Raw genomic sequence first — 25,057 nt, forward strand, 5'->3', positions numbered from 1 at the left:
GATATTCCTGAGTACACTGAGCCTATCGGTACTGCGGGAGAACAGGAAGCGCCTATCGTGGATATTCCTGAATACACTGGCCCTATCGGTACTGCGAGCGACCAAGCGGCGCCTATCATCTCTCTTCCTGAGTTTAAACTCAAAGCCTTAAAAGACCAGGCTACCGGAGTTCAAGTCATTAGTGGATCAAATGAGCTAGGTGAAGCAAGTTATCTTGAAATCCAGAAAGTAGACAAGCAAGAACTCTTGGGCAAGAAATATGATGCCTACGACATTCAACTCAAGAATGAAAATGGTCAACTAATCCAAGCAAAAGGTGCTGTACTGGTTCGGTTACCAATTTCTGGCACAGTCCAAGAATTCTATCGCTTCAGTTCAGAAAAAGACTTGAAAGCACAAGATTTCACAATTCGTGATGGCATGCTTGAGTTTCTCACCATTGATTTGACTACTTATGCTATCGTCTACAAGACTGAAACAGAAACCCAACAACCAAGCTCAAGTCAAATCGAAGAAGCTAGTCCATTAGCAAATAAAAACCAGCTCAATGGTGAAAATTCTACAAATGACAAGCAGCTTCCTGCCACAGGAGAAGAGTCTAGCCCTCTCCTCTTCATGGCAAGTCTCAGCTTAGCTTTAACCGCAGCCTTCTTGCTAAAAGGTAAAAAAGAGTGATCCCAATAAATCTATAAAGATTTAGATAAATAGAAAAAGGATGAGTAAATTACTCATCCTTTTGATTTCTTTCAGAGTCTTTTAAAATAAACTAAAAAGCCAGTTATAAATCCAGTTAAAAATCGAATATAACAAATTCAAAAGGAGTTCATAAAAAAATAAACAAATGTGATACCAAATGAATTCTACAATCATAATTAGTGGCTTGACTAGGATATAAAATAAAATATCCCAAATAAATTTCATTTTTTATCTTCCTTTCTAGGAAGTCCCGCAATCCAAGGCAGAGCAGATATCATTTTATAAGCCGCAAGAAATTTAACAACCTCTAAGGCTTTTGGCTCAGATTCCTTCTTCTCAGTCAGTACTTCCATTCCTTTTACCCAGAGGCATGTCCCAATAATTCTAGCCATTCCTGTAAAAAAATTTGGTTGGTTGTCCATGTGATTCTCCCCTAGTTCATGTCATTTCTAACAGATTAGTTCTTATTGTATTCAGTATATCAAATTTATATAGATTATCAAGTTTTTATCTGCAAAATAAAAAAGTTTCATAATCTTTCTAGAAGCCTTCTAGCTAGATTATAAAACTTTAGTGATTATTTCATTTCTTTTTTATAGCGTTCCAATTCTTCTTGGTTAGCCCAAACGTAATGACCTGGACGAATTTCAACCATAGAAGGTTTGTCTGTTTCATAGTCATGTTGGTCTGGATCATAGACTTTCAAAACCTTCTTACGTTCCAAGATTGGATCTGGAATCGGCACAGCTGATAAAAGTGCTTGTGTGTATGGATGAACTGGATTGTTAAACAATTCTTCAGTTTCAGCCACTTCAACAATAACACCCTTATAAATTACCGCGATACGATCAGAGATAAAACGAACTACTGACAAATCGTGGGCGATAAAGAGATAGGTCAAGCCCAATTCCTTCTGGAATTTCTTGAGCAAGTTCAAAACTTGGGCACGAACAGAAACGTCCAAGGCTGAAATTGGCTCATCCGCGATTACAAAGTCAGGTTGCATAACCAAGGCGCGGGCAATCCCGATACGTTGACGTTGTCCACCTGAAAACTCATGAGGATAACGTGTCAAATGCTCAGACAAAAGTCCAACTTCACTAATAATCTTTTTAACTTTTTCTTGTCTTTCTTCCTCATCCTTAAATAGGTGGTAGTTATAAAGACCTTCAGAAATAATATAGTCAACTGTTGCACGTTCATTCAAACTAGCAGCAGGGTCTTGGAAAATCATTTGGATTCGGCGGACTAATTCTGACGCTTGAGTACGTGATTTTTTACCATTAATTTTTTGACCATCAAAGATAATATCACCTTTACTGGTATTATTCAAACCGATGATTGCACGACCAATTGTTGTTTTACCACTACCTGATTCTCCAACAAGTGAGAATGTTTCACCTTTGTTGATAAAGAAGTTAGCATTTTTAACAGCTACAAACTTTTTGCTTCCTTCACCGAAGGAAATCTCTAAGTCTTTAATTTCTACTAATTTTTCAGACATTTCCTTCCTCCTAGTTTTCCAGATGAACAAGACCCATTCTCTCACGAATCTTGTCATGTAAATTTGCAATTACTGCTGGTTTTGCAACTTTTGGTGCTTGCTCATGAAGTAACCATGTTTTAGCCCAATGAGTATCTGAAACAGCAAATTGGGGTGCTTTTTCTTCGAAATCAATTTTCATTGCGTAATCTGAACGAAGAGCAAAAGCATCTCCCTTCAATTCTGTATAAAGTGATGGAGGTGTTCCCGGAATTGAATACAATTCCCCTTTATCGTCAGCCAACTGTGGCAAACTTGATAAGAGGCTCCATGTGTATGGGTGACGTGGATCGTAGAAGATTTCCTCAACTGTACCATACTCAACGATTTCACCAGCATACATAACCGCAACTTTGTCAGCAATACTTGCTACCACACCAAGGTCGTGTGTGATAAAGATTGTTGTAAAGTGGTATTCATTTTGTAGAGACTTCAACAAGTCAATAATCTGAGCCTGAATCGTCACATCAAGGGCAGTTGTTGGCTCATCACAGATAAGCACATCTGGACGACACGCAAGAGCAATAGCGATAACGATACGTTGACGCATCCCTCCAGAATATTGGAATGGATACTCCTCAAAACGCTTTTTAGCATCAGGAATACCAACCTTATTCATGTAATCGATAGCCATTTCTTTTGCTTCTTTTGCTGTTTTCCCTTGGTGTTTAATGATAACCTCGGTAATTTGGCTTCCGATTGTTTTGATTGGGTCCAGACTAGTCATAGGATCTTGGAAGATAGTTGCAATCTTTGCCCCACGAATTTGTTCCCAATCTTTGTGAGACGAAAGTGCTGTCAGATCTTGTCCACGGTAATCGATGCTCCCCTGAGCGATACGCCCGTTTTCTTCTAACATTCCTGTAAAAGTTTTTGTCAAAACTGATTTACCCGAACCAGATTCTCCAACCAAGGCAAGAACTTCTCCTTCAATCAACTCAAGAGAAACTCCGCGAATAGCGGTCAAAACTTTGTCACGAACATCAAATTCCACGACAATATCTTGAGCAGATAAAATTACATTTTTATTGTTCGTCATTTCTACTCCTATCTATGTGTACGTGGATCACTAGCATCGGCTAGGTTTTGTCCAACAATGAATAGTGATAAGGACACCAAGACCAAAGTTGTCAATGGAATCCAGAAGAGGTAGGCATTTGTCGTTACGTTCTGAGAATAGTCTGAAATCAATCGTCCCAAACTAGGAACCGTAATCGGTAGACCAAGCCCAAAGAATGAAAGGAAAGCTTCATATGAGATAAAGGCTGGCAGCATTTGTGTCAAAGTCGTTACGATAACAGATACCAACTGAGGCATAATGTTTTTCACTACAATCTTAAATGTTGGTGTTCCAAGCGTACGAGAAGCAAGGTTATACTCCAAATCACGATAACGCATGATTTGAATACGGATTGAATAAGCAATACCAATCCATGTAGTTACACTCATGGCAAAAATCAAGTTCCAGAAACCTGCTCCGATAGAGTAAGTCAAAACGATAACGATCAATAGCGATGGAATATTGTTGATAACGTTGTAGACTTCCATCATGATACGGTCTACTGATTTTGAAATACCCCAGATTCCACCTACGATCACACCGATAACAAGATTGATAAAGGTCGCAATTACAGAAATCAAGATAGAGTTACGAGCTCCAAACCAGACACCATCAAAGAGAGATTTCCCGTTACTATCTGTACCAAACCAATGTTCAGCATTCGGTTTGATATAGCGAGCACTAAAATCATTTACCTTACTTACATCGTTAAAATCAAAATCTGAGAACATTGGGTAGATGAAGCTCATCAAAACGATTGCAATCAAGATACCGAGCATGATGACTGTTGATTTTTTCTTCAAAAACTGTCTAAAGACAGAACGCCAGTATGAATAGGCAGGAGTATCAATTGCTTCAGAGGCATAATCATCACGTTTTACAAATTGAAATTTATCATTACTAATTGTAGACATTATTTGCCTCCTTTCTCTGTCAACTTAATACGTGGGTCAATCATGGTCATCCAAATATCCCCTACAAATAATGAGAAGATAGAAATACATGTAAAGATAAAGACAAGACCAACAACCATATTGTTGTTTGATGCTTTTACAGAGTCAATCAGCATTTTACCCATACCTGGGAAAGCGAAGACTGTTTCTGTAAGAGTTGCTCCACCGATAACACCGATAATAGAACCAGGAATACCTGAAACGAGCGGTACCATAGCGTTCTTAAAGATGTGTTTATTTGAAATTTCTTTCTCAGATAGACCTTTTGCACGTGCAAAACGAACGAAGTCTTGAGATTGTAAGTCAATCATATAACGACGAATCCAAATTGCCATACCAGGTGCACCCAACAAGCCCAAAATCACTGCAGGAAGGACATAAGAACGCCAATCTCCAGCACCCAAAATTGGGAATGAATCAGGGAATCCGATAGATGAACCAATCAAACGAATGATATAAACCAAGGCAATGGTTGGAAGGGCAAGCAAGAAAGTCAAAATTCCTGTTGAGAAACTATCAATCCAAGTATTCTTGAATCGAGCCATTGCAGAACCAAGTGGAATTGCAATCGCGTATGAAATAGCAAGACCAATCAAACCTGTGATAGCAGAACTTGCAATCATTGATGGATACTGATAGTTACTTTCAGTAGCTGTATAAGGATCATCCTTACCATAGTTTGCTACTTCACGTGCATCTGCTTGACTTGGAGATTTGTAGGTTCTTGAGTAAATGTTGACTGATGAAGTTTTCTTACCTGTTGGGAATTGAACTTCTGAAGTCTTGGTTTGTCCTTGACCTTGTGTGATAACTTGAAGAACAGGAGTATTGGCATAAGTTGGGTAAGAATCTCCTAAGTTCAAGTTGACAAAGTTCTGATGAACAAATGGGAACTGACTGTTGAAGTACAAGAGGTATTTATGTTTAGTCCCTGAACCTACTAAAGACCATCCGATAGCTGGATCGTTTTCAAAACGCAAATAACGCTCTAAGTTAGGATTTTCCGGGTCTTGAATCTTGTTTGTATGGTCAATTTCAAGTAAGTTTGCATAGAATTTGAACACACGCTCGAAAATAGGGATTTCACGAGTAGCATAGAATTGACCACTCTCTGTAAACTCACCCAAAGTCCAACCGTTACCAAGTTGTTGGATATATTTTTCGTAGATAGCTTTATTTGTATCGTTTGCATCAACAGTTACAGAAGGGTCAATGCTACTAGCTTTTTCCTGCAACTCTTTTGTATCGTAATATTCGATATAACCCATACGCTCAAAAACGGTATTTTCATAGTTATCACGTTTATCAGCTGTTGTTGCAATTTTATTGTAGTTAGTATCTTGTTTGAAGATCAACTTCCGTGGAACCATCGTATAGATGATTGTGTAAATCAAGGTCGTTACTAAAAAGATAGAAACTAACGACCGCAAGATACGCATAAAAACATATTTTTTCATATTATTTCCTTTAAAATCCCAAAAGAACCTTCTCCTTTTGGAGAGAAAGTTCTGATGAGCATTATTTATTTCACGTGGCTCGCTAATTCTTTTTGAGCTTTTTCGTTTGATTCAGCTTTTTCTTTGAGCCATTTTTCACGAGCTTTTTGGTATTCTTCTTTTGTAATAGGTTTTTCACCAACTTCAGTGTACTTCAAGTAACCTGAGGTTTCTCCTTTAAGACCCGCAACTGAGTATGAAGAAGTAAATGGAATAACTTTAGATACAAATGATACAGCAGTTTCTTTCGGACCTGCCATTACAGGAATTGTCAAACCGTTGTCTGTTAACCAAGCTTGTGCAAGGGCATATTTTTCATAACGTTTTTGAACGTCTTGATTTTCTTTGTTTGCTTCATCAAGTAATTTTTCATAGTCAGACAAACCAAGTTTTTGGATAACTGATGCATCAGTATCTTTATCGATACCCATAATCAAACGAGTATTACCACCTTTAATCGTGAACTGGTCTAAGAAAGTTGATGGATCTTGGTAATCAGGATTCCATCCAGTCAAGGTATGAATATCCCAGTCTTGTTCTTTAGCTGTTGGAGCACTAAATGAAAGTGGTAAAGCTTCCGCTTGGGTCATTTGTTGAAGATCGATGACAACATTGTCAGCTCCAAGTACGTTTTCAATAGACTGTTTAAGTGATTGAACACGGTTTACAACTGCTGTAGACTCTTGGATTGTTAGAGCATCCAAGTGAATTGGGAATTCTACCCCTTCTGCTTTCAAGCTTTCTTTTGCTTTTGCAAAGGCAGCTTTAGCTTTTTCTTCGTTGTAGAGACCATTTTGCGAATCAGCAAGCGATACGTTTGACCATGTGCTTGAGTTTGTCTTCGCAAGACTTTCTTCTACAAGTTTACCAAACTGTTTGTCTCCAACTTGAAGATCATAAGGTGAGAATGTATTACGGATTGCAACTGCAGCACCATCTGTACCATTTGTCTGAGCTGAGTAAGAATTACGGTCTACCGCAAAGTTAAGGGCTTGACGGAATTCTTTGTTTAGCAAAGCTTTTCTTGTAGATTCTTTTTGGCTATCTGTTGTTTTTGAGGTATGGTTATAAGTTGTACGACCATAGTTCACACTTACAGTAGCGATAGCTGATCCTGGTTCGTTAAAGAAGATATTATCTTTGAACTCAGACGCATATTTTTCGTATGTTGAGCTAGTAGGATAAATACGAGCTTTACTGTATTGTCCTTCTGAGAATCCTTTGGCAACAACATCTTGGTCTTTCCCATCCCAGTATGTAAATTTAATGTTTTGAATTTTAACAGCGTCTTTATCCCAATAAGCATCGTTCTTAGCCATCTCAATCGAAGACTTAGCAGTGATTGATTTCAAAACAAACGGTCCATTATACAAAATAGATGATGGATCTGTAGGTGCACCAAAGCCTTCCCCTTTTGATTTAAGGAAATCTTCGTTGATTGGCATCATCACGCCATTTGTTGTTTTGTCATTCCAGAAAGTCTCTGGCTGATTCAATGTATATTCAAGAGTGTTATCGTCAACTGCTTTTACACCAACCGTTGAAAAGTCGTTTGTTTCACCGTTAATGTAAGCGTTGAGTCCTTTAATTGAAGAACTAATAACTGACAAACCTTTTGATTTGCCTTCTACCGCGTGTTTCAAACCTGTCACAAAGTCTTGGGCTTTAACTGGAGCATATTCTTCTCCTTCAGCAGTAACCCACTTTGCATCCTTACGGATCTTATAAGTGTAAGTCAAACCATCTTGTGAAACTGTCCATGATTCAGCAATCGATGGTACAAGGTTTCCATATTTATCATTAGCAAGCAAACCATCTACCGCATTTGTAGTAACAAAAGAAGTAGAGTCAACGTTGTTAACAACATAATCCAATGTTTCAGGATCAACTGAATAAACGTATTTATAATCTGATGCTAATTTTGTGTTGCTTGAACCTGCATTTGAATTTGAACATGCAGCAAGTACTCCGACAGCAAGCAAGGATACTCCCGCTACCGCAAGAATCCGACTTTTTTTCATTTTTTAAACTCCTCGTTTTAAATAGTGGATATTGAAGATTATACCACAGTTTTCGTAAAAAGTAAACGAATTTTCAGAATATTTTGTCGCATGTTTTTTTAAACATTTGAATCTTATGTTTTCAGAAAAGAAAACTATTGACGAGAAACAATTTTCAAGGTATAATAATAAAAGTTAAGGCGGTATAGCCAAGTGGTAAGGCACGGCTCTGCAAAAGCTTGATCGTCGGTTCAAATCCGTCTACCGCCTTTTTTATTATAGGGATTTATCCGAAAAGAAAGCCCGATTTTACGGGCTTTTTTGTTTTTATCTTAGGATAAAAAAGGATAACTTTAAAAAACTTTTGGGGCGAGTTTGGGGCGAGGGTGTTTTTTAGAGCTTGGATTTTAAATCCAAGCTTTCAGGGTAAACAAAAAAGACCGCTCGAAAAAGCTTTATCAGTATTCTCTGATAAAGCTTTTGTTTTTATTCTGTTTCTTCTTCTGATTCAAGTTCTTGGATTTGAACCTTAAGCTTGGTTACACGACCATTTTTTACCTTGTCATTTGTCAAGGTGATATGCTTGTTGCCACTATCTAACTCATAGCTGAGTTTTTCTGATGTTGGAATAGTTCCCACACCTGTCAAATAATAACCAGCAATGGTATCTACATTGTCACTTTCAAGCTCGACATCAAAATAATCATTGAAATCGTTCAAATTCATTGTCCCTTGGACAATATGAGTGTCCTCGCCGATAGTATGAACATAGACTTCAGCACGGTCAGTTTCATCATCAATCTCACCAACAATCTCTTCAAGGAGATCCTCAAGTGTTACCAAACCAGCCATTCCTCCGTATTCATCAAGAAGAATAGCCATCTGTCTTTGTGAATTTCTCAGTTCTTTTAACAAATCGTCCACAAAAATGGTTTCAGGTACAAATAAAGGTTCCTGTAATATCTTTCTCAATACAATATTATCAAAACCATCGGTAAACCCTGCTTTTAGCAGATTCTTTGTATGAATCAAACCAATGACATTGTCCTTATCGCCGTCATAAACAGGAATTCGAGAAAAATTTTGTTTTAAGATACTTTCGATAATGGTCTGAGTGTCATCTTGGATATCTACCATAAAGGCATCTGTTCGAGGAACCATGACTTCACGCGCCATAAGCTCATCCAGTGAGAAAATCCCCTGCAACATCTCGATTTCATCAGCATCCAAAGTTTCTTCGCTTTTAGTCAGCATGTACTCAATCTCATCACGAGTCATTTTTTCGTCTGCATCGTCAAATGTCATCGGCGTCAAACGGCTCAAAAGATTGGTTGATGCAGATAGCAACCAAACAAAGGGACTCACAATCTTACCGATAGCAATAATAAATGGTACCGTTCGGATTGCCAAGGCATCCTTAAGATTTAGAGCAATGCGTTTAGGATAAAGTTCGCCAAAAACGATTGAAATATATGTCAAAAAAGCAAGTGATAAGAAAGAAGCTACTGCATACGCAGTTTCGCTATTTCCCATCCATGAGGCTATCAATTGTCCTAGAGAGTCTGCTAGTTTAGCCCCTGACAAGATTGTAATTAAAGTAATACCAACTTGAATGGTTGATAAAAAGTGATTGGGGTTTTCAAGTACCTTTAGCAAACGGATATAGCGTTTATCTCCCTCTTCAGCCTTTTGTTCAACACGTGAGCGACTAAGAGAAACCATAGCCATCTCTGTAGCAGAGAAAAAAGCATTTAAAAAGGTCAAAACAACTAATAATACAAATTGCAGTAACAAATCCTGACTGCTCGGGTCTTCCATTTTCCTTCTCCTAAAAAGTATAATTGGGACTATTATACCATATTTTTCAACTTCTACACATTAAATTGTGATTTCTATAGTAAATCCCCTACCGAAACAATAAGGGACCGACTATCTATTAGTTCTTTGTAACAGTTACTTTTCCTGTTCGGTAATCTAACTGAATTCCCTTTTGAACGTTAGGAACCACGACGTTAAACTCCAATTCACCATCAGATGATTTAGCTTCAATTTGAGATGCAGAAGGAACCAAATCTTCTTCTGTAGCGTAGAGCAATGTGACACGGTAACGCACGCGCTTATTTTGATCCAAAGCCTTTCGAACTAAACTTTCATAGTAGTTTTGTCCAGTCGAATCTTCTGCGCGTGCTTGGTTGGCCCAGGCTGTTTGTACAGCGATATTTTTGGGATTGCTAGTAGACGCATCAAAACCATCTAAACCACCAATCAAGGCATAGCCTAATAAATGTCCTCTATCTACAGCGTGATTATAAGTCCCTTTTAGGTTTTTGACTTGATGCCATCCTGCTGGGGTCCAAGAAGTTGAACCATTCCCGGTTTCTTCACGGTCTTTATACTGTCTTGTTGCTTTTGACATGAGGGCGTTAGCCACAGTTGGAACCGTCTCCCCACCTACAGTTTTTGTCTTATTATCAGCATAGGGTTTACTTGAAACCTTTGCATCTAAGTTCGTTTTGTTCCCATTTACGATAAAGGCACCTGCTCCATTCCACTCAAGAGTACCCTTTATTTGTTTTTTTACCGAATCAGTCAGTACACTCTCGGCCAATTTTTGACTTGGAGTATCAAGCGACTGGGATTTCTGGTTGACCTGTGTTTGCGGTGTAGCATTGGAAGCCTGCATTTCTTTTATGTAGTAACTTCCTGCCGACAAAAGTAGGAAAAGCAGAAGACCTATGAGTGCCTGCCTTGTTTTCTTATTCATCTTTTCTCCTTAGTTTTTGTTCCTAGAAAAAGACTGGTCCCCCAGCCTATTTCCCTGTAAATTTCGCAATTAACTCATGCCACTTTTCTGGAGCTAAAATCGCCCATGGATCTTGGCCCTTGCCTAAGATACCGTAGCCAATCATCAAGCCAATTCCAAGTGCTAAGACCCCTAGAAGCAGGACAATAATAACTAGTAGGAATCTACGTAATACATAAGAGACTTGTTTATTCATCTTCATCAGCTTCCACACTTACCCGTTCAATATTAGCCCCTAACTGAGCTAATTTTTCATGGAAACGATAATAGCCTCTATCCAAATGGACAAGTTTCCCGACAACAGTCTCGCCTTCGGCTATTAAACCTGTCAGGATCAAGGCTGCACTGGCACGAAGGTCCGTAGACAGCACTTCTGCTCCTTGGAGAGGTTGCCCGCCAACGATACGAGCTGTGTCACGGATGATCTCAGAATGCAAGCCCATGCGACGCATTTCCTCTAGATGTTGGAAACGATTCTCAAAGACTGTCTCAATCATAGTTGATTCTCCTTGAGCAACCGTCATAAGAGCAGTAAACTGCGCCTGCATGTCCGTAGGAAACCCTGGATGTGGTAAGGTCTTGACATGAACTGCTTTTAGTTTGTCTCGTTGAGAACGGATGCGGATTCCTTCATCTTCGTCGATGACTTCAACACCCATTTCCTGTAATTTCGCCAACAAGGGACGGTTGTGTTCCCAGATAGCATCTTGAATCAGGACATCTCCACCTGTCATTGCAGCAGCAACCATGAATGTCCCTGCTTCGATGCGGTCTTGAACAACGTTATGGGTTGCACCATGCAAGTTTTCAACACCAGTGATGGTAATGCTCTCTGTTCCCGCACCTTTGACTTTAGCTCCCATTTTATTCAAGAGGACAGCCAAGTCTACAATTTCAGGTTCACGCGCAGCATTTTCAATGACAGTTACGCCATCAGCTAGCGTTGCAGCCATCATCAAGTTTTGGGTTGCCCCAACACTAGGAAAGTCCATATAGATATGTGCTCCATGCAAGCGTTCTGCCTTAGCTTCGATATAGCCAGCTGTTTGGGTAATCTTAGCCCCCATTGCTTCCAAACCTTTAAGGTGAAGGTCAATAGGACGACTACCAATCGTACAACCACCTGGCATGGAAACTTTAGCGTGACCAACTCTAGCTAGGATTGGACCCAAGACTACAATAGATGCACGCATCTTGCTGACATACTTATAAGGTGCCTCTTCTGTAATGTCATCTGTCGCATCAACTTCAACAATATGTGCTTCTTGGTCAAAATCCACTTTCGCATTTAATCCACGAACCACTTGATTCATGGTAAAGACATCTGACAAGATAGGAACATTTTTTAAAACTGTTTTTCCTTCACTTGCTAAAATCGTCGCCGCAAGTAGTGGCAAAACTGCATTTTTCGCACCCTCAATGGTGACACTTCCGACTAGGCGATTATCGCCACCTCGAACTACAATTTTTTCCATAAATATTTTCCTTTACTTTCGAGTTTAAAATAATGTCCGTATGGCTTCTTGCCATAATTGATAGAGATTTAGGAAAAAAGAACTAATCAGATACCCTAAACCGATACTACACAATACTACTAAAAGTCGTACCTTCCTCGCATTGTCCTTAGTCACCTTCAAAATTTGATCCCATTTGACTAAATCTTTCAAAAGTTGAAAAACTAGGTAGACAAAAAACATATGACTACTGAGGGTAAAAAACAATTGAATCATCTGCCTATTATACCATCTTCTCTTTTTCTACGCTAGTCTATGGACTTGCACTATATTTTATGGGTTGTTTTTCAAGTAATCAATTGCATCCTGAAGTGTTTTTACAGGAACAATCTTCATGTCTGTTTTAATCATTTCAGCAGCTTCTACAGCCGTGTCATAATTACTTTTAGCATTAGGATTGGCCTTTTTAGCTTCTTCAGTTACTGGATTGTTAGGAGCAAAGAATACAGTAGCTCCTTTTTTTGCAGCAGCAACAACTTTTTTGTCAATTCCACCAATATCACCAACATTTCCATCTCTGTCGATACTTCCTGTACCAGCAATGATACGTCCATTTCGAAGAGTTGGATCTGCAATTTGCGTATAGATGGATAAACTAAACATCATTCCAGCACTCGGACCACCAATGCCAGCAGTTGAAAACTTGATTGGCACATCACTTGACACTTCTGTGCGGTCAATCAAACCGATTCCAATACCGTTTTTCCCATTTTCCAGAGTAATGATTTTTCCTTCAGCGGTTTTGACTTTCCCATCTTCTTGATAAGTAACCTTAACCTTGTCACCTAGCGTTTGAGAGTTGACGTAGTCGACCATCTCCTTAGAACTTTCAAAAGTCTTATCATTGACAGCTGTTACAGTGTCAGCGATATTGAGGATACCCTTGAAGGTTGAGTTATCTGTTACGGTCAAAACATAGACTCCCAGGTATTTGAGTTCTATCTCATTGCCCGCCGCCTTCAGACCTTGATATTTGGCCATGTTCTGCGAAGTTTCCATGTAAAACTGGTTGATTCGCATAAATTCTGCATCTGAAGAACCACCTGTCATTTCTTTGGCACTACGAATATCTGTAAAAGGTGTTAGCCAAGCATAAACCAAGTCCACCATTCTGGCGTGTTTGACTCCTACCGTCACAAATTGGTAAGAACCTTCTTCTTTGTCAGATTGGTTATTGACTTGCAAAACCTTTCGAATATCTTCTGAAGTCCCTGGCACCTCAATGTAATAAGGAAGTGGTACCGTAAAAGCTATAAAAGTGATAATGAGCCCGATGATTAAATATATGGGCCATCTAGTTTTTTTCTTCATTCTTTAACTCCTCCAAGACTACATTTGGTACATACTTGCTAATATCTTGTTCAAACTTTAATAGTTCTCTCACAGCTGAAGAGCTGATGTAAACATGCTCTGGGCGACTATGGAGATAGACTGTCTCAATCTCTCCTGCTAATTGATGGTTGTAAAAATCAAAACTGGCTTCATACTGAAGATCCACAGCGTTACGCAAACCACGAATAAGAACATGGACACCCAGTTTTCTAGCAACATCAACGACTAATTCATCATGAGAGGCAATGACCTGGACATTTTTTAGGTGTCCCACCGCTTTTTCAACCGTCTCTAGCCGACTTTCTATCGGTAAAAATCCATTTTTGTGTGGATTATAAAAAATCCCCACATACAATTTATCAAAGAGCTTACTTGCACGCTCAATGAGATCCATATGCCCATTTGTCATTGGATCAAACGAACCTGTGAATAGCCCGATTTTATCTGACATAAACCGTCACCTTACTAATCCCATATATTTTTTCCTTCCAGATGCCTAAACAGGCGATTTCTTCTGGAAGTTCTACTGATTTATCGGTCTCGCAGACCACCATGACATCTTCTGAGAAAAGATTTCTCTCCGCCATTTTTTCAATGTCGGATACGATCTGTTCTTTTGCATAGGGAGGGTCCAAAAAGATGAGATCAAAGACACCATCCACTTGCTCCAATGCACGACTGGATTCCATTTTCAATAATTGAAATTTAGAGGTCTCCTTGGTCATCTGAATGTTTTCTGCCACAATATTCTGTGCTCGGCGATCCTTCTCAACTAGGACAGCGCTCGACATCCCTCTTGAAACTGCTTCAATGGATAAGCCCCCACTACCAGCATAGAGATCTAGCACACGTCCTCCTTCAAAGTAAGGGCCAATCATATTGAAAATAGCTCCGCGGACCTTGTCCGATGTCGGCCTCGTTGTTTTCCCGTCCAAGGTCTTTAAAGGACGTCCTCCGTAGATTCCTGATACGATTTTCATAAGGTATATTATACCAAATTCTGATGAAATAAGAAAATCGAACCTCTCGGTTCGATTGATTAAAGAATATTCTCGTAAGTATCTCTGACTTCTTGTGGCCAAACACTGGTTTGAACTTCACCGATGTGTTTCTTACGAAGTAAGAACATGGCCATACGAGACTGTCCAATTCCTCCACCGATTGTCAAAGGGAAAAGTCCGTTCAAGAGAGCCTTATGCCATTCTAGACTCAAGCGATCTTCATCTCCCGTAATAGCTACCTGACGACGAAGAGTGTCTTCATCGACACGAATCCCCATTGAAGACAATTCAAAGGCTGCACCCAAATTATCATTCCAAACAAGGATATCTCCATTTAGACCCTTGTAGCCATTTTCAGATTCTGTTGTCCAGTCATCATAGTCCGGCGCACGTCCGTCATGAGGTTTTCCATCTGACAATACACCACCGATACCAATTAGGAAGACCGCACCATATTCCTTACAGATAGCATTTTCACGTTCTTTTGGAGTTAAGTCTGGGTAGCGTTCAACCAACTCTTCTGTATGGATAAAGGTAATTTGTTTGGGCAAGATTGACTCAATATCGTAACGTGCTTCAACTGCTAACTCAGTCAAACGAATAGCCTTATAAATTTTTTCAACCGTTTCTTTAAGATAGGCTATGTTGCGTTGTCCATTAGGAATAACCTTTTCCCAGTCCCACTGGTCCACATAAACCGAGTGAGTCGCATCTAGTGAATCTTCGTCTGGACGAAGAGCCTTCATGTGAACGAAGAGACCTTCTCCTTCACCGAAACCAAAACGTGCCAAAGTATGCCGTTTCCACTTAGCAAGCGAATGTACCACCTCGTAGGTTTCGTCTGGGATTTGTAAAACCTTAACAGATACCGGATGTTCAATCCCTGAAAGGTTATCCTGCATCCCGTCTCCAACCTTACTCAAGATTGGACCCTGCACTTCTACTACTTCTAACTTATCTTTCAAATACTGGGTAAAGGTATTTTTTACAAAGGAAATCTCTTCTTGCTGATGGATAAAACTTTTCTTCATACGTTCCTCCTTTTGAATAATAAGAAGATTATACCTTTTTGTTAGTAAAAATGAAAGTAAAAATTAAAAAAGAGCTCATTTGAGCTCTAAAAGTATTAATCGTCTCTTCCAAAGATACGTAGGAAGCTAAGGAAGAGGTTGATAAAGTCGAGGTAGAGGCTAAGTGCTAAAGAAATTGCCCAGCCTGTAGCTACCTGACCATCTGACTCTTCGTAAACATAACGAATTTTTTGATTATCCCAAGCAATCAGACCTGCAAAAACAAGCACCATAACAATACTAATAATGTAATCCATTAGGTCACTATTTAAGAAGATATTGACAACCATAGCTAGTATCAAACCAAATAGGGCTGCAATCAAAGCACGACCGATTCCACTCAAATCCTTTTTAATGACTACTCCTATGATAGCCATCACGAAGAAGAGGGCTGCACTGGAGATAAAGGCTGTCAAAACTGTCCCAGGAAGATAGAGCGACACAATGAAGCTTAGTGAAAAACCATTGACCGCTGAATAGAGCAGGAATATTGGAAAGGTTGCTGGACTATTCTTTATCGCTAAACCACTCGCAAAAATCACTAGAGCTACTTCTACAATTCCTGTGACAATTAACCATATGCGGGCGTTAAGCATTAACTGAACAAGAAGATCTTGGAAGGTTGTTAACATCAAGGCTGAAACGATTGCAGATAAGGCAATCCCAATCCCGACAAAAGCATAGACTTTTGCATAAAATTGATTCAGACCAGAACGTTCTTGAATAATTGTTTGATTCATATCTTTTTCTCCTTATGAAATCTTTTTACTGATTATAACAAAAATAAACTATTTTAACTCAAATAAAACATGAGTATGCCTGCAGCAATGGCAACGTTGAGACTTTCCGCTTGTCCTTTCATGGTAATATGAACCAGTTGGTCTGCCTGATTTGTCATGAATTGACTGATTCCTTGACCTTCATTTCCCATGACCAAGGCGAAATCTTCTAGCTGAGCAAGCTCACGATAATCTTTAGAGTTTTGGGACAAAGTAGTTGCCAGAATTGGTAAATTGCCCTTTTTAGCCTCTTCAACAAAAGTTTCAACAGGCATCCGATAAATCGGTACGTGAAAATGACTGCCCTGCATGGATCGGAGAGTCTTCAAACTATAAATATCTGCTGACTTGCTTGAAACAATGACTCCCGAAAAACCTGCTGCATCTGCCGTTCGGATCATTGTGCCAACATTTCCAGGATCCTGCACGTCTTCCAAGAAAAGATATTTCCCTTGGCTCAAATCCGGCAACTGCTCTTCCTCCTTTTGAACAATGGCAACGATCCCCTGAGGCGTTTGCGAATCTGCTAAATCAAGCAGAATTTCTTCGGTTACAAAAACAGTTTGAGGATAGTCTACCAGTTTATCTCCATACTCTACCAGAGCAAAAATTTTCTCAATCTTTGCACCAGCTTGAACAGCTTCTTCAAACAAGTGCCAGCCCTCAATCAAGTAAGAGGTTTTCCGATATTTTTTTTGATGTAATTTTTTGGCATTTTTTACCACAGAATTGGCTTTAGAGGTTATAATAGTCATAGAAATATTATAACACAATCAAGGAGGTTTGGTATGCAAAAGGTCAAAATGATCGCACAGGGTCGCGTCCAAGGTGTTGGCTTTCGCTGGGGCGTCTATACCCTTGCCCTCGAAATAGGTGGAGTCACTGGTCGTGTCTGGAACAACGATGACGGAACCGTTGAAATCCTTGCCCAAGCAGAGTCTTCAGCTATCATGGCTAAGTTCATCCAAGAAATCCGAAAAGGACCTACTCCCTTCTCAAAAGTAACCTATCTAGATGTTCAATTGAGCAACTTCCCATCCTATTCAGATTTCAAAGTAGCAAATTAGGTCTCTAGAACTATTGTATATTTTCAAAAAAAACAGTAGAATAGAAAGGTATCATTTTTAAGAAGGAATTAAAACAGTGAAATCAATTAAACGAATCGCCCTCTCTATCATGGGAGTGGCCATGCTATTAGTCTTAACAGGCTGTGTCCAGGTTGATAAAGCAACAGGTAAGCCAATTGGTCCCGTTTGGGATTTCTTGGGTGCCCCTATGGCTGAAGCTATCAAATACTTTGCCGATGACCAAGGTCTCGGTCTCGGCTTCGGGGTCGCTATTATTATCGTAACCATTATCGTCCGCTTGATTATTTTGCCACTTGGTATCTACCAATCATGGAAGGCAACGCTTCACTCTGAAAAGATGAACGCCCTCAAACACGTTCTTGAGCCACATCAAACACGCCTCAAAGAGGCAACAACTCAAGAAGAAAAACTAGAAGCCCAACAAGCTCTCTTTGCTGCTCAAAAAGAGCACGGTATCAGCATGTTTGGTGGTGTTGGATGTTTCCCTCTTCTCATTCAAATGCCTTTCTTCTCAGCCATCTATTTTGCAGCTCAACATACAGACGGTGTTGCTGGAGCTAGCTTCTTAGGAATCTCACTTGGTTCTCCAAGTTGGATTCTTATCGCCTGTGCAGGTGTTCTCTACTACGTCCAATCGCTCCTTTCACTACACGGAGTTGAAGACGAGACTCAAAGAGAACAACTTAAGAAGATGATTTACATGAGCCCTATGATGATTGTCATGTTCTCAATTTTCTCACCAGCCAGCGTTACGCTTTACTGGGTTGTCGGTGGTTTCATGATGATCCTTCAACAATTCATCGTCAACTACATCATTCGTCCAAAACTTCGTAAAAAAGTACGCGAAGAATATTCTAAGAACCCCCCAAAAGCAAGTAAAACTTCAGCTGCTCGTAAAGATGTAACCCCTGAATCAGCTGCAGTTATCTCAACTTCTGCTAAGAAGAAAAATAAAAAACGCAATTCTGGAAAACAACATTCTAGATAAAAAATAAAAGGCTTAGCATTCGAGCTAAGCTTTTTTTATATCAGAAAAGCCCGATGTTCCCATCAGGCTTCTTTTTATCCGTGTACACGTTTCATGTAATCTTGATAGCTTTCTGTATCCATCAATTCCTTAGCGTTCTTCACACGATCTGCTGTTGGAGGTTTAACCCCTTCAAGTGAATACGGAATCCCAAGTTCACGCCATTTGAATTCTCCCATAGTGTGGTAGGGTAGGATTTCAAACTTATCAACGTTTTTAAGAGTTTTTACGAACTTCCCAAGTTCAATCAAATCTTCATCACGGTCTGTCAATCCAGGCACAAGAACGTGACGAATCCAAACAGGTTTCCCAATATCTGATAAGTACTGAGCACAAGCCAAGATATTTTTATTGGTTTGACTGGTTACAATCTTGTGTTGTGCTTCGTTGATTTCCTTGATATCAAGGAGAACCAAGTCTGTCACAGCCATTAGTTTGTTGAATTTTTCAAGATAACGTGGTTTATTACGGAATGGAAGGGCACAAGTATCCAAGGTACAGTGGATTCCTTTTTCTTTTGCTTTTGTAAAGAGAGCAATCAAGAAATCAATCTGCAAGAGAGCTTCTCCTCCACTGACAGTAATTCCTCCTTTGTCTCCCCAGAAACCACGATAACGAAGCGCTTCTTCTAGAACATCATCTACTGTTCGTACACGAGATTTATTGGTTTCCATCGCCCATGTATCAGGGTTATGGCAATACTGGCAACGCATCTGACAGCCCTGCAAAAAGACAATAAAACGAATCCCAGGGCCATCTACCGCCCCAAAACTCTCTGTCGAATGCACCATTCCTGTCACTTGTCCATAGTCAATTGTTTCTTCAGACATCACGTCACCTTCCTTGAAACCGTTTTATAATTTTATTATATCACGCTTGAAAGGAAAAACAATAGATTTTGTCTATTTTTTAGAAAACAAACTGTTTTTCACTTTCAACTTTCATGATTTTCAAAAGTTCTTCTAATCCTTGTCAAAGTCGAATCCATAGAGAGTTGCAAAATAGTCCTCAGGTCGCTCTGCTCTACGGATTAGCCGTGCACCACCGGCCTCTGTATAGAGGACCTCTGCTGAACGAAGTTTGGCATTGTACTGGTAGCCCATAGAGAAGCCATGCGCACCTGTATCATGAATGACTAATAAATCACCAATTTCTGTTTGAGGTAGTTCACGATTAACTGCAAACTTATCGTTGTTTTCACAAAGTGAACCAACAACATCAACCACTTCAGTCAGACCGTCAGGATTCATCATATTGGTGATGTGGTGATAAGCTCCATACATAGCTGGTCTCATCAGGTTAACAGCTGACGCATCTACTCCTAGATAGGTACGGTAGGTTTTCTTTTTATGGGTTACTTTAGTCACTAGAATTCCATGAGGCGCCAACATAAAGCGTCCAAGTTCTGTAAAAATCTTAACTTGACCAAGACCTGCTGGCGTAAGAACTTCTTCATAAACCTGACGAACACCCTCACCAATTAAAGCAATATTATTTGGCTCCTGGTCCGGACGATAGTTGACCCCGATCCCTCCAGAAAGATTGATGAAATCAAGAGAAATTCCTAATTTTTCCTTGATTTCTACAGCTAACTCAAAGAGCTGACGTGCTAATTCTGGATAGTAGAGGTGAGTCACTGTATTAGAAGCTAGGAAGGAATGAATCCCAAAGGTTTTAGCTCCCTTTTCTTTCAAGATGGCAAAGGCTTCAAAAAGCTGTTCCTTAGTCATCCCGAACTTAGCTTCACCAGGATTATCCATAATGTCTGTTCCGAGTTCAAATACTCCACCAGGATTATAACGGCAAGAAATAATCTCTGGAATACCTGCTGCACGCTCTAAATGGTCGATATCTTCAAAGGCATCCAAGTTGATAGTCGCCCCTAATTCACGGGCATAGGCGTACTCTTGGTCTGGTGTATTGTTTGATGAAAACATCATCTCCGCCCCTGTAAATCCAAGCTTATGACTCATCAAGAGCTCTACATAACTAGAACAATCCACTCCACATCCTTCTTCTTGCAAAATCTTCAAGATAGCAGGGGTTGGGGTTGCCTTAACTGCAAAGTATTCTTTGAATCCCTTATTCCAAGAAAAGGCTTTATTTACTGCGCGTGCTTTCTCGCGGATACCTTTTTCATCGTAGAGATGGAATGGGGTTGGAAACTCCTCAACAATCTTTTCTAGGGCTTCACGTTTGATAAATGGTGCTTTCATAAGACTCCTTTATATTCATTATCAAAGAAAGGCTGGGACGAAAGTTCCAACCTTTAAGCATCTTATTCTCTCTTATTTTTCTGTTTCGAAGATGTTCCCAACTTCAACTTCAATTTGTTGGTTCTTCACATCAATATTGGTAACTTTTAAGAGCGATTTATAGTCAAACTGCTGTTCACGATCTTCCTGCGCATTATCAGCAAAGACAGCTACACCAGCTAACTCAGAGTCAAACTCTGTTAAAAGGCTAATCATACCGTTAATGGTTCCTCCACCTTTCAAGAAGTCATCAACAATCAAGACACGGCTTCCTGCTTTAAGGCTACGTTTTGAAAGGAACATTTTTTCAATACGGTCGCTAGAACCTGAAACATAGTTAACACTTACAGTTGAGCCTTCTGTGATTTTCAAGTCACGACGGACAATAACAAAAGGTACGTTGAGAACATTTGCTACCGCATTTGCAAGCGGAACCCCTTTTGTTGCAACAGTCATAACAGCATCAATCTTTTGGTCCATAAAGCTCTTGGCAATAATGCGGCCGATATTTTTCAAAATAGCTGGAGTGCTAAGGAGATCAGACAAATAAATGTAGCCTCCTGGAAGAATGCGGTCGCTCTCTGAAAGTTTATCGCGAAGCTCTTGGATGATTGTTTTGGACTCAAGGGTAGAGATAGATGGTGTGAAAATAACCCCACCACCAGCACCTGTCACCGTTTGAATATGGCCGATTTCAATTTCTTCAAAGGCTCGCTTAATAATGACAATATCTTCTGAAATAGAAGATTTGGCAGATTCATACTTTTCCGCAAAGGTATTGAGACTGGTTAATTTGTATGGATTGTTAATCAAATAATTGGAAATAACAACCATCCGATCACTTCTTCTTAATTTCATTAGTTATTCACCATTCTTTTTAATTAGTCTTTTTCTCATTATAACACACTAAAGCAAAAAAAACGAACTTTATCGTCTAAATAAAGCTCATTTTTTTAGTTTCTAGTCTAATTTTGGCTTGTAGAAGGAACGATTGTCCATTGCAAAGACTTTATTGGTCATTTCACCCTCATCAACAAGAGCCAGAGCTGTTGACATCATCATCATACTCGCATCCAAATTATCAATCATATGAATAATTTCAGCTTCCATCACACGAGGACGAACAGGACTACCATACTCGAGTAATCCATGGTGGCTGAGAATCACATGGCGCAGAAGCACCACTTCTTCTCGAGTATCATCAATGCCAAGTTCCATAACCGCTTTTGTAATCTCGCTATCAATCAAGGCGATATGGCCGATAAGATTTCCTCTGACTGTATACTCTGTCTGGTCCGGACCTGTTAACTCAATAACCTTAGCCAGGTCATGAAGCATAATTCCCGCATAGAGCAAGCTCTTATTGAGCTGTGGGTAGACATCTGCAATTGCCTCTGCTAAACGAACCATAGTCGCTGTATGATAAGCAAGCCCTGTTTCAAAGGCATGGTGGTTGGTTTTTGCAGCTGGATAAGAATAAAATTCTTTATCATATTTGGTATAGAGGGCCCGAACGATTCGTTGCCAGATGGGATTTTCAATCTTGAAAATCATCTGTGCCATGTACTCACGGATTTCTTTAACATCCACTGGTGATTTGACCTTGAAGTCTGCTGGGTCATTGGGTTCGCCAGGCTGAGGTAAGCGAAGGGTGATTTGATTTACCTGTGGAGTGTTGTTGTAAACTTCACGACGCCCTTGCATGTGGACAACTTTTCCTGCAGTAAAGGCCTCAACGTTATGAGGTTGAGCATCCCAAAGCTTTCCTTCGATTTCCCCACTATCATCTTGGAAGGTGAAAGCTAGGTAATTTTTCCCAGCACGTGTCTGTCTCAGATCGGCTGATTTAATCAGGTAAAAGCCCTCGAACAGTTCATCTTTTTTCATGTGACTAATCTTCATATTCTTCCTCATCTTCTTGGAACTGGAGCAAATCAAGCATAGGCTCACCTTCTGACAATTCAATATGTCGGAGAGTTCGCTCGATAGCTGAAGTACGACGGTTTAGTAATTCATCAATATTACCAGTGGCATGCTGGAGGTGTTTTTGCGCTTTAACCAGAATACCACCAAACTTGCCAAATTCGGTTTTGACGTTGGCTAGAGTTTGGCTAATATGGTCAGCACTCTTTTGGATATTCAGAGTCTTGAAGCCAACAGATAGGGAGTTAAGGAGGGCTGACAAGGTACTTGGACCTGCGACAATAATCTGCTCCTCCCGTCTCAAACCATCAAAGAAAATCGGATTTCTAACGATTTCTGAATAGAGACCTTCGGTTGGAACAAACAAGACTCCAAAATTGGTTGTCCGAGGTGGTGCCAGATACTTACTCTTGATATCCTTGGCAAAACGCTTAACGCTTGTTTGGAGGGATTTGCGACAACTTTCGATTTCATCCTTATCACCTGCTTCATAGGCTTCTTCCAGACGGTAATAATCTGCCAGTGGAAACTTAGAATCAATCGGTAGATAGACATATTCCTGGTCACCTTGCCCTGGCAACTTGATGGCGTATTCCACACGTTCACTAGAGTTTTCAACCGTTGCAAATTCTCGTTCATACTGGGCAGGTGTCATGATATCTTCGATAATCTGCCCCAGTTGTAATTCTCCTAGAATTCCTCGAGATTTTGTACCAGATAAGACCTTATTAAGAGCGCCGACATCACGGGCAACCGTCTGCATTTCTCCAAGGCCACGATTGACAGATTCCAGTTGTTTTGAAACTGTCTCGAAAGACGCTTGCAAGCGTGTCTGCAAGGTCTTTTCTAACTTTTCCTCGACCGTTTGGCGCATCTGCTCTAAACGTTGCTCATTTGACTCCTGCAAGGCCTGTAGTCGTTGGTCAGTCTTATCTCTGGTTTGGAGGAGGTTTTCATTCATCTCCTGTCGAACCTGGGTCAGACCTTGGTGCAATTCGATTCGCACCTCCTGCAAACGGTCGCTAACAGCCACTTCAAGATTTTTTTGGTCCAGCTGACTAGACTGTCTGGCTTGCTCAAATCTATAATCTAACTGATCTGAAAGGTTATCTGCCTGGTCTTCTAAACTTTTGGTCAGGTATTTCTCCTGCCTATCCTGCCTTTGCCAAATAAGAAAGAGGCCGGCTAGGTTAGCAATTAGTAACAGTAGTAATATAATCTCCATCCTATCTCCTGTCCTTGCTATGCAGTACAACCACATAGCCATCTGGGCAAGTCACCGAAACTTCCCTATCTATATATTCGTTAGAAGCGTAAACTTTCTTAAAGAAAAAATTCGCCTCCGTCAGTTCATACTTGGCTCCGATAATAGTCAACTGACTATCCCTCACAGGCATAAAAGCAAGATAATCATAGTCCGAACGTGGTTCTAGCTGACTGATCCCTTCTGGGCAATAGCTAATCAAGTTTTGCCTATCCTCAATCTCTATTTGACGCATGTAAGGTGCTAATTTGGGATTGCTGGGAAGAAAGACATTCGCCAGCATATGGTCGATGCGACCACCTAGGGCACCAAAAATGGTTACCTGAGCCTGAGGATTTTTTTCAAAAATCGTTAACAGTGCTAGTTCCAGATCGGTATCATCCTTCTCTGGCTGAGCTTGGACAAAATGCTGGGCATGTTCTTGAATCAACTGACGTTCTTCTACAGTCACAGAATCAAAATCCCCAACTGCTAAAGCAAGAGGAAGTTCTTCTTCCAATACCCAGAGTGAGCCTCGATCCACACCGACAAAACAGTCAAAATCTGTCCGGTAGTGACCGCGATCTCCCCCTGCAAAAACTGCAGCTTTAGTCCAGTTGATTTCTGAGAGCTTGCACTCGTTCATTGACATCTCCCTTAAAGACATAAGATCCCGCTACAAAAACTGTAGCGCCAGCTTCTTTGGCTTGAGCAATGGTTTGGTCATCAATACCACCATCGACTTCGATTTCAAAGTTCAAGCCTTTTTCCTCACGAAGGGCAACCAACTCACGAATCTTATCCATGGTTTCAGGCAGAAAAGCTTGCCCACCAAAACCAGGATTAACCGTCATGACTAATACTTGGTCAACCAAATGAAGGACATGTTTAATCGCCTCAACAGGCGTACCTGGGTTAATGACAACCGAAGGTTTAACACCGAGAGAACGAATCTTTTGAAGAGCGCCATGGATATGAGGTGTCGCTTCAACATGAATGCTGATGATGTCAGCTCCTGCACGCGCAAAATCCTCTAAATGATGTTCGGGATTTGATACCATCAAGTGGCAGTCAAAGACCATCTTACTATGAGGTCGAAGACTTTCGACTACACCTGCACCAAAGCTGATCTGAGGTACAAAGTGACCATCCATGATATCGATATGGGCGTATTCTGCCCCAGTTGCTTCTAGGCGTTTAATTTCACGTTCAAAGTTGGCATAATCTGCTGCCAGAATTGACGGAGCAATCTTGTATTGAGACATAGGTTTCTC

Annotated in this window: 27 protein-coding genes and 1 tRNA gene; 4 read left to right on the top strand and 24 right to left on the bottom strand. The window is 40.2% G+C overall.

The genetic code is table 11. From position 1 onward, the window contains the following. Positions 1–675: SIALI-17 repeat-containing surface protein (locus M1F91_RS04775; protein ID WP_247912847.1), on the top strand; the 675-nt coding region annotated here is incomplete at its 5' end. A 242-nt stretch (positions 676–917) separates the two neighbouring features. On the opposite strand, the gene M1F91_RS04780 is transcribed toward M1F91_RS04775, so the two are convergent. From M1F91_RS04780 to M1F91_RS04805, 6 genes are all read right to left on the bottom strand, one after another. Then, positions 918–1,118, bottom strand: coding sequence for a hypothetical protein (locus tag M1F91_RS04780; protein WP_006147852.1), 201 nt, complete (start codon positions 1,116–1,118; stop codon positions 918–920). A 155-nt stretch (positions 1,119–1,273) separates the two neighbouring features. Continuing rightward, positions 1,274–2,200 carry an ATP-binding cassette domain-containing protein gene (locus M1F91_RS04785; RefSeq protein WP_247912848.1) on the bottom strand — a complete coding sequence of 309 codons (927 nt, stop codon included), beginning with the start codon at positions 2,198–2,200 and terminating at the stop codon, positions 1,274–1,276. A gap of 10 nt (positions 2,201–2,210) precedes the next feature. After that, on the bottom strand, positions 2,211–3,278 hold the full coding sequence (locus M1F91_RS04790) for an ABC transporter ATP-binding protein (RefSeq protein ID WP_247912849.1): 1,068 nt from the start codon (positions 3,276–3,278) through the stop codon (positions 2,211–2,213). 8 nt (positions 3,279–3,286) lie between these two features. Further along, positions 3,287–4,213 carry an oligopeptide ABC transporter permease OppC gene (gene oppC, locus M1F91_RS04795; RefSeq protein WP_247912850.1) on the bottom strand — a complete coding sequence of 309 codons (927 nt, stop codon included), beginning with the start codon at positions 4,211–4,213 and terminating at the stop codon, positions 3,287–3,289. Continuing rightward, positions 4,213–5,709, bottom strand: coding sequence for an ABC transporter permease (locus M1F91_RS04800; RefSeq protein ID WP_247912851.1), 1,497 nt, complete (start codon positions 5,707–5,709; stop codon positions 4,213–4,215). Before M1F91_RS04800 ends, oppC begins: the two co-directional genes overlap by 1 nt. A 65-nt stretch (positions 5,710–5,774) precedes the next feature. Then, a complete protein-coding gene (locus M1F91_RS04805) occupies positions 5,775–7,769 on the bottom strand; it encodes a peptide ABC transporter substrate-binding protein (protein ID WP_247912852.1) in 1,995 nt (664 codons plus the stop codon). 178 nt (positions 7,770–7,947) lie between these two features. On the opposite strand from M1F91_RS04805, the gene M1F91_RS04810 reads away from it, so the two are divergent. Further along, a tRNA-Cys gene (locus M1F91_RS04810) sits at positions 7,948–8,018 on the top strand. Positions 8,019–8,234: 216 nt separating this feature from the next. On the opposite strand, the gene M1F91_RS04815 is transcribed toward M1F91_RS04810, so the two are convergent. From M1F91_RS04815 to M1F91_RS04865, 11 genes are all read right to left on the bottom strand, one after another. Beyond that, complete coding sequence (locus M1F91_RS04815; RefSeq protein WP_247912853.1) at positions 8,235–9,566, bottom strand: hemolysin family protein; 1,332 nt, start codon at positions 9,564–9,566, stop codon at positions 8,235–8,237. Between the two features lie 118 nt (positions 9,567–9,684). Continuing rightward, a complete protein-coding gene (locus M1F91_RS04820; protein ID WP_004251670.1) occupies positions 9,685–10,512 on the bottom strand; it encodes a DNA/RNA non-specific endonuclease in 828 nt (275 codons plus the stop codon). A gap of 46 nt (positions 10,513–10,558) precedes the next feature. After that, complete coding sequence (locus M1F91_RS04825) at positions 10,559–10,753, bottom strand: DNA-directed RNA polymerase subunit beta (protein WP_029689830.1); 195 nt, start codon at positions 10,751–10,753, stop codon at positions 10,559–10,561. Beyond that, entirely contained in the window at positions 10,740–12,026 is a 1,287-nt protein-coding gene (gene murA / locus M1F91_RS04830) for a UDP-N-acetylglucosamine 1-carboxyvinyltransferase (protein ID WP_247912854.1), read from the bottom strand. Before murA ends, M1F91_RS04825 begins: the two co-directional genes overlap by 14 nt. A gap of 24 nt (positions 12,027–12,050) precedes the next feature. Then, positions 12,051–12,281 (bottom strand): DUF1146 family protein, encoded by a 231-nt coding sequence (locus M1F91_RS04835; RefSeq protein ID WP_282185014.1) that lies wholly within the window; start codon positions 12,279–12,281, stop codon positions 12,051–12,053. Between the two features lie 57 nt (positions 12,282–12,338). Continuing rightward, the gene (locus tag M1F91_RS04840; protein WP_247912855.1) at positions 12,339–13,376 is read right to left on the bottom strand and encodes a SepM family pheromone-processing serine protease; all 1,038 of its coding nucleotides are present in this window, start codon (positions 13,374–13,376) and stop codon (positions 12,339–12,341) included. Next, positions 13,360–13,848 (bottom strand): pantetheine-phosphate adenylyltransferase, encoded by a 489-nt coding sequence (coaD, locus tag M1F91_RS04845; protein WP_247912856.1) that lies wholly within the window; start codon positions 13,846–13,848, stop codon positions 13,360–13,362. Before coaD ends, M1F91_RS04840 begins: the two co-directional genes overlap by 17 nt. Continuing rightward, complete coding sequence (gene rsmD / locus M1F91_RS04850; RefSeq protein WP_049494510.1) at positions 13,838–14,377, bottom strand: 16S rRNA (guanine(966)-N(2))-methyltransferase RsmD; 540 nt, start codon at positions 14,375–14,377, stop codon at positions 13,838–13,840. Before rsmD ends, coaD begins: the two co-directional genes overlap by 11 nt. Positions 14,378–14,436: 59 nt before the next feature. Next, positions 14,437–15,429: an aspartate--ammonia ligase gene (gene asnA, locus M1F91_RS04855; protein WP_247912857.1), complete on the bottom strand. Its 993-nt coding sequence runs from the start codon at positions 15,427–15,429 to the stop codon at positions 14,437–14,439. Between the two features lie 95 nt (positions 15,430–15,524). Then, positions 15,525–16,208 (bottom strand): Bax inhibitor-1/YccA family protein, encoded by a 684-nt coding sequence (locus tag M1F91_RS04860; protein ID WP_004251653.1) that lies wholly within the window; start codon positions 16,206–16,208, stop codon positions 15,525–15,527. A 53-nt stretch (positions 16,209–16,261) separates the two neighbouring features. Continuing rightward, on the bottom strand, positions 16,262–17,002 hold the full coding sequence (locus M1F91_RS04865) for an RNA methyltransferase (protein WP_247912858.1): 741 nt from the start codon (positions 17,000–17,002) through the stop codon (positions 16,262–16,264). Positions 17,003–17,035: 33 nt separating this feature from the next. Here M1F91_RS04865 and M1F91_RS04870 point away from each other — a divergent pair, with 33 nt between their 5' ends. Further along, positions 17,036–17,314, top strand: a complete 279-nt coding sequence (locus M1F91_RS04870; RefSeq protein ID WP_247912859.1) for an acylphosphatase — start codon at positions 17,036–17,038, stop codon at positions 17,312–17,314. Between the two features lie 76 nt (positions 17,315–17,390). Next, complete coding sequence (gene yidC, locus M1F91_RS04875) at positions 17,391–18,323, top strand: membrane protein insertase YidC (RefSeq protein WP_247912860.1); 933 nt, start codon at positions 17,391–17,393, stop codon at positions 18,321–18,323. A gap of 74 nt (positions 18,324–18,397) precedes the next feature. On the opposite strand, the gene pflA is transcribed toward yidC, so the two are convergent. From pflA to rpe, 7 genes are all read right to left on the bottom strand, one after another. Further along, positions 18,398–19,192, bottom strand: a complete 795-nt coding sequence (gene pflA / locus M1F91_RS04880; RefSeq protein ID WP_004251620.1) for a pyruvate formate-lyase-activating protein — start codon at positions 19,190–19,192, stop codon at positions 18,398–18,400. A gap of 132 nt (positions 19,193–19,324) precedes the next feature. Then, complete coding sequence (locus M1F91_RS04885) at positions 19,325–20,578, bottom strand: diaminopimelate decarboxylase (protein WP_247912861.1); 1,254 nt, start codon at positions 20,576–20,578, stop codon at positions 19,325–19,327. A 72-nt stretch (positions 20,579–20,650) separates the two neighbouring features. Beyond that, positions 20,651–21,475 (bottom strand): pur operon repressor, encoded by an 825-nt coding sequence (purR, locus tag M1F91_RS04890; RefSeq protein ID WP_006147832.1) that lies wholly within the window; start codon positions 21,473–21,475, stop codon positions 20,651–20,653. 102 nt (positions 21,476–21,577) lie between these two features. After that, positions 21,578–22,519 (bottom strand): 3'-5' exoribonuclease YhaM family protein, encoded by a 942-nt coding sequence (locus tag M1F91_RS04895; RefSeq protein WP_006152067.1) that lies wholly within the window; start codon positions 22,517–22,519, stop codon positions 21,578–21,580. Next, positions 22,509–23,765, bottom strand: a complete 1,257-nt coding sequence (locus M1F91_RS04900) for a DNA recombination protein RmuC (protein ID WP_247912862.1) — start codon at positions 23,763–23,765, stop codon at positions 22,509–22,511. The genes M1F91_RS04895 and M1F91_RS04900 overlap by 11 nt, the downstream gene beginning before the upstream one ends. A gap of 1 nt (position 23,766) precedes the next feature. After that, positions 23,767–24,429, bottom strand: a complete 663-nt coding sequence (locus tag M1F91_RS04905) for a thiamine diphosphokinase (RefSeq protein ID WP_247912863.1) — start codon at positions 24,427–24,429, stop codon at positions 23,767–23,769. Beyond that, the gene (gene rpe, locus M1F91_RS04910; RefSeq protein ID WP_049529734.1) at positions 24,392–25,048 is read right to left on the bottom strand and encodes a ribulose-phosphate 3-epimerase; all 657 of its coding nucleotides are present in this window, start codon (positions 25,046–25,048) and stop codon (positions 24,392–24,394) included. The genes M1F91_RS04905 and rpe overlap by 38 nt, the downstream gene beginning before the upstream one ends. Between the last annotated feature and the right edge of the window lie 9 nt (positions 25,049–25,057).

This window comes from Streptococcus sp. oral taxon 431, from assembly GCF_023110115.1.
Lineage (GTDB): Bacteria > Bacillota > Bacilli > Lactobacillales > Streptococcaceae > Streptococcus.

Bases quoted from the DNA above. Each gene is read 5' to 3' on its own strand.
- M1F91_RS04870 (WP_247912859.1), top strand. From the start codon at position 17,036: ATGCAAAAGGTCAAAATGATCGCACAGGGTCGCGTCCAAGGTGTTGGC.
- M1F91_RS04840 (WP_247912855.1), bottom strand. From the start codon at position 13,376: ATGAAGAAAAAAACTAGATGGCCCATATATTTAATCATCGGGCTCATT.
- pflA (WP_004251620.1), bottom strand. From the start codon at position 19,192: ATGTCTGAAGAAACAATTGACTATGGACAAGTGACAGGAATGGTGCAT.
- purR (WP_006147832.1), bottom strand. From the start codon at position 21,475: ATGAAATTAAGAAGAAGTGATCGGATGGTTGTTATTTCCAATTATTTG.
- M1F91_RS04800 (WP_247912851.1), bottom strand. From the start codon at position 5,709: ATGAAAAAATATGTTTTTATGCGTATCTTGCGGTCGTTAGTTTCTATC.
- M1F91_RS04825 (WP_029689830.1), bottom strand. From the start codon at position 10,753: ATGAAGATGAATAAACAAGTCTCTTATGTATTACGTAGATTCCTACTA.
- M1F91_RS04790 (WP_247912849.1), bottom strand. From the start codon at position 3,278: ATGACGAACAATAAAAATGTAATTTTATCTGCTCAAGATATTGTCGTG.
- coaD (WP_247912856.1), bottom strand. From the start codon at position 13,848: ATGTCAGATAAAATCGGGCTATTCACAGGTTCGTTTGATCCAATGACA.
- M1F91_RS04865 (WP_247912858.1), bottom strand. From the start codon at position 17,002: ATGACTATTATAACCTCTAAAGCCAATTCTGTGGTAAAAAATGCCAAA.
- M1F91_RS04785 (WP_247912848.1), bottom strand. From the start codon at position 2,200: ATGTCTGAAAAATTAGTAGAAATTAAAGACTTAGAGATTTCCTTCGGT.
- M1F91_RS04860 (WP_004251653.1), bottom strand. From the start codon at position 16,208: ATGAATCAAACAATTATTCAAGAACGTTCTGGTCTGAATCAATTTTAT.
- M1F91_RS04895 (WP_006152067.1), bottom strand. From the start codon at position 22,519: ATGAAGATTAGTCACATGAAAAAAGATGAACTGTTCGAGGGCTTTTAC.
- asnA (WP_247912857.1), bottom strand. From the start codon at position 15,429: ATGAAGAAAAGTTTTATCCATCAGCAAGAAGAGATTTCCTTTGTAAAA.
- M1F91_RS04900 (WP_247912862.1), bottom strand. From the start codon at position 23,765: ATGGAGATTATATTACTACTGTTACTAATTGCTAACCTAGCCGGCCTC.
- M1F91_RS04780 (WP_006147852.1), bottom strand. From the start codon at position 1,118: ATGGACAACCAACCAAATTTTTTTACAGGAATGGCTAGAATTATTGGG.
- M1F91_RS04885 (WP_247912861.1), bottom strand. From the start codon at position 20,578: ATGAAAGCACCATTTATCAAACGTGAAGCCCTAGAAAAGATTGTTGAG.
- oppC (WP_247912850.1), bottom strand. From the start codon at position 4,213: ATGTCTACAATTAGTAATGATAAATTTCAATTTGTAAAACGTGATGAT.
- rpe (WP_049529734.1), bottom strand. From the start codon at position 25,048: ATGTCTCAATACAAGATTGCTCCGTCAATTCTGGCAGCAGATTATGCC.
- M1F91_RS04815 (WP_247912853.1), bottom strand. From the start codon at position 9,566: ATGGAAGACCCGAGCAGTCAGGATTTGTTACTGCAATTTGTATTATTA.
- rsmD (WP_049494510.1), bottom strand. From the start codon at position 14,377: ATGAAAATCGTATCAGGAATCTACGGAGGACGTCCTTTAAAGACCTTG.
- M1F91_RS04835 (WP_282185014.1), bottom strand. From the start codon at position 12,281: ATGATTCAATTGTTTTTTACCCTCAGTAGTCATATGTTTTTTGTCTAC.
- murA (WP_247912854.1), bottom strand. From the start codon at position 12,026: ATGGAAAAAATTGTAGTTCGAGGTGGCGATAATCGCCTAGTCGGAAGT.
- M1F91_RS04820 (WP_004251670.1), bottom strand. From the start codon at position 10,512: ATGAATAAGAAAACAAGGCAGGCACTCATAGGTCTTCTGCTTTTCCTA.
- M1F91_RS04805 (WP_247912852.1), bottom strand. From the start codon at position 7,769: ATGAAAAAAAGTCGGATTCTTGCGGTAGCGGGAGTATCCTTGCTTGCT.
- M1F91_RS04905 (WP_247912863.1), bottom strand. From the start codon at position 24,429: ATGAACGAGTGCAAGCTCTCAGAAATCAACTGGACTAAAGCTGCAGTT.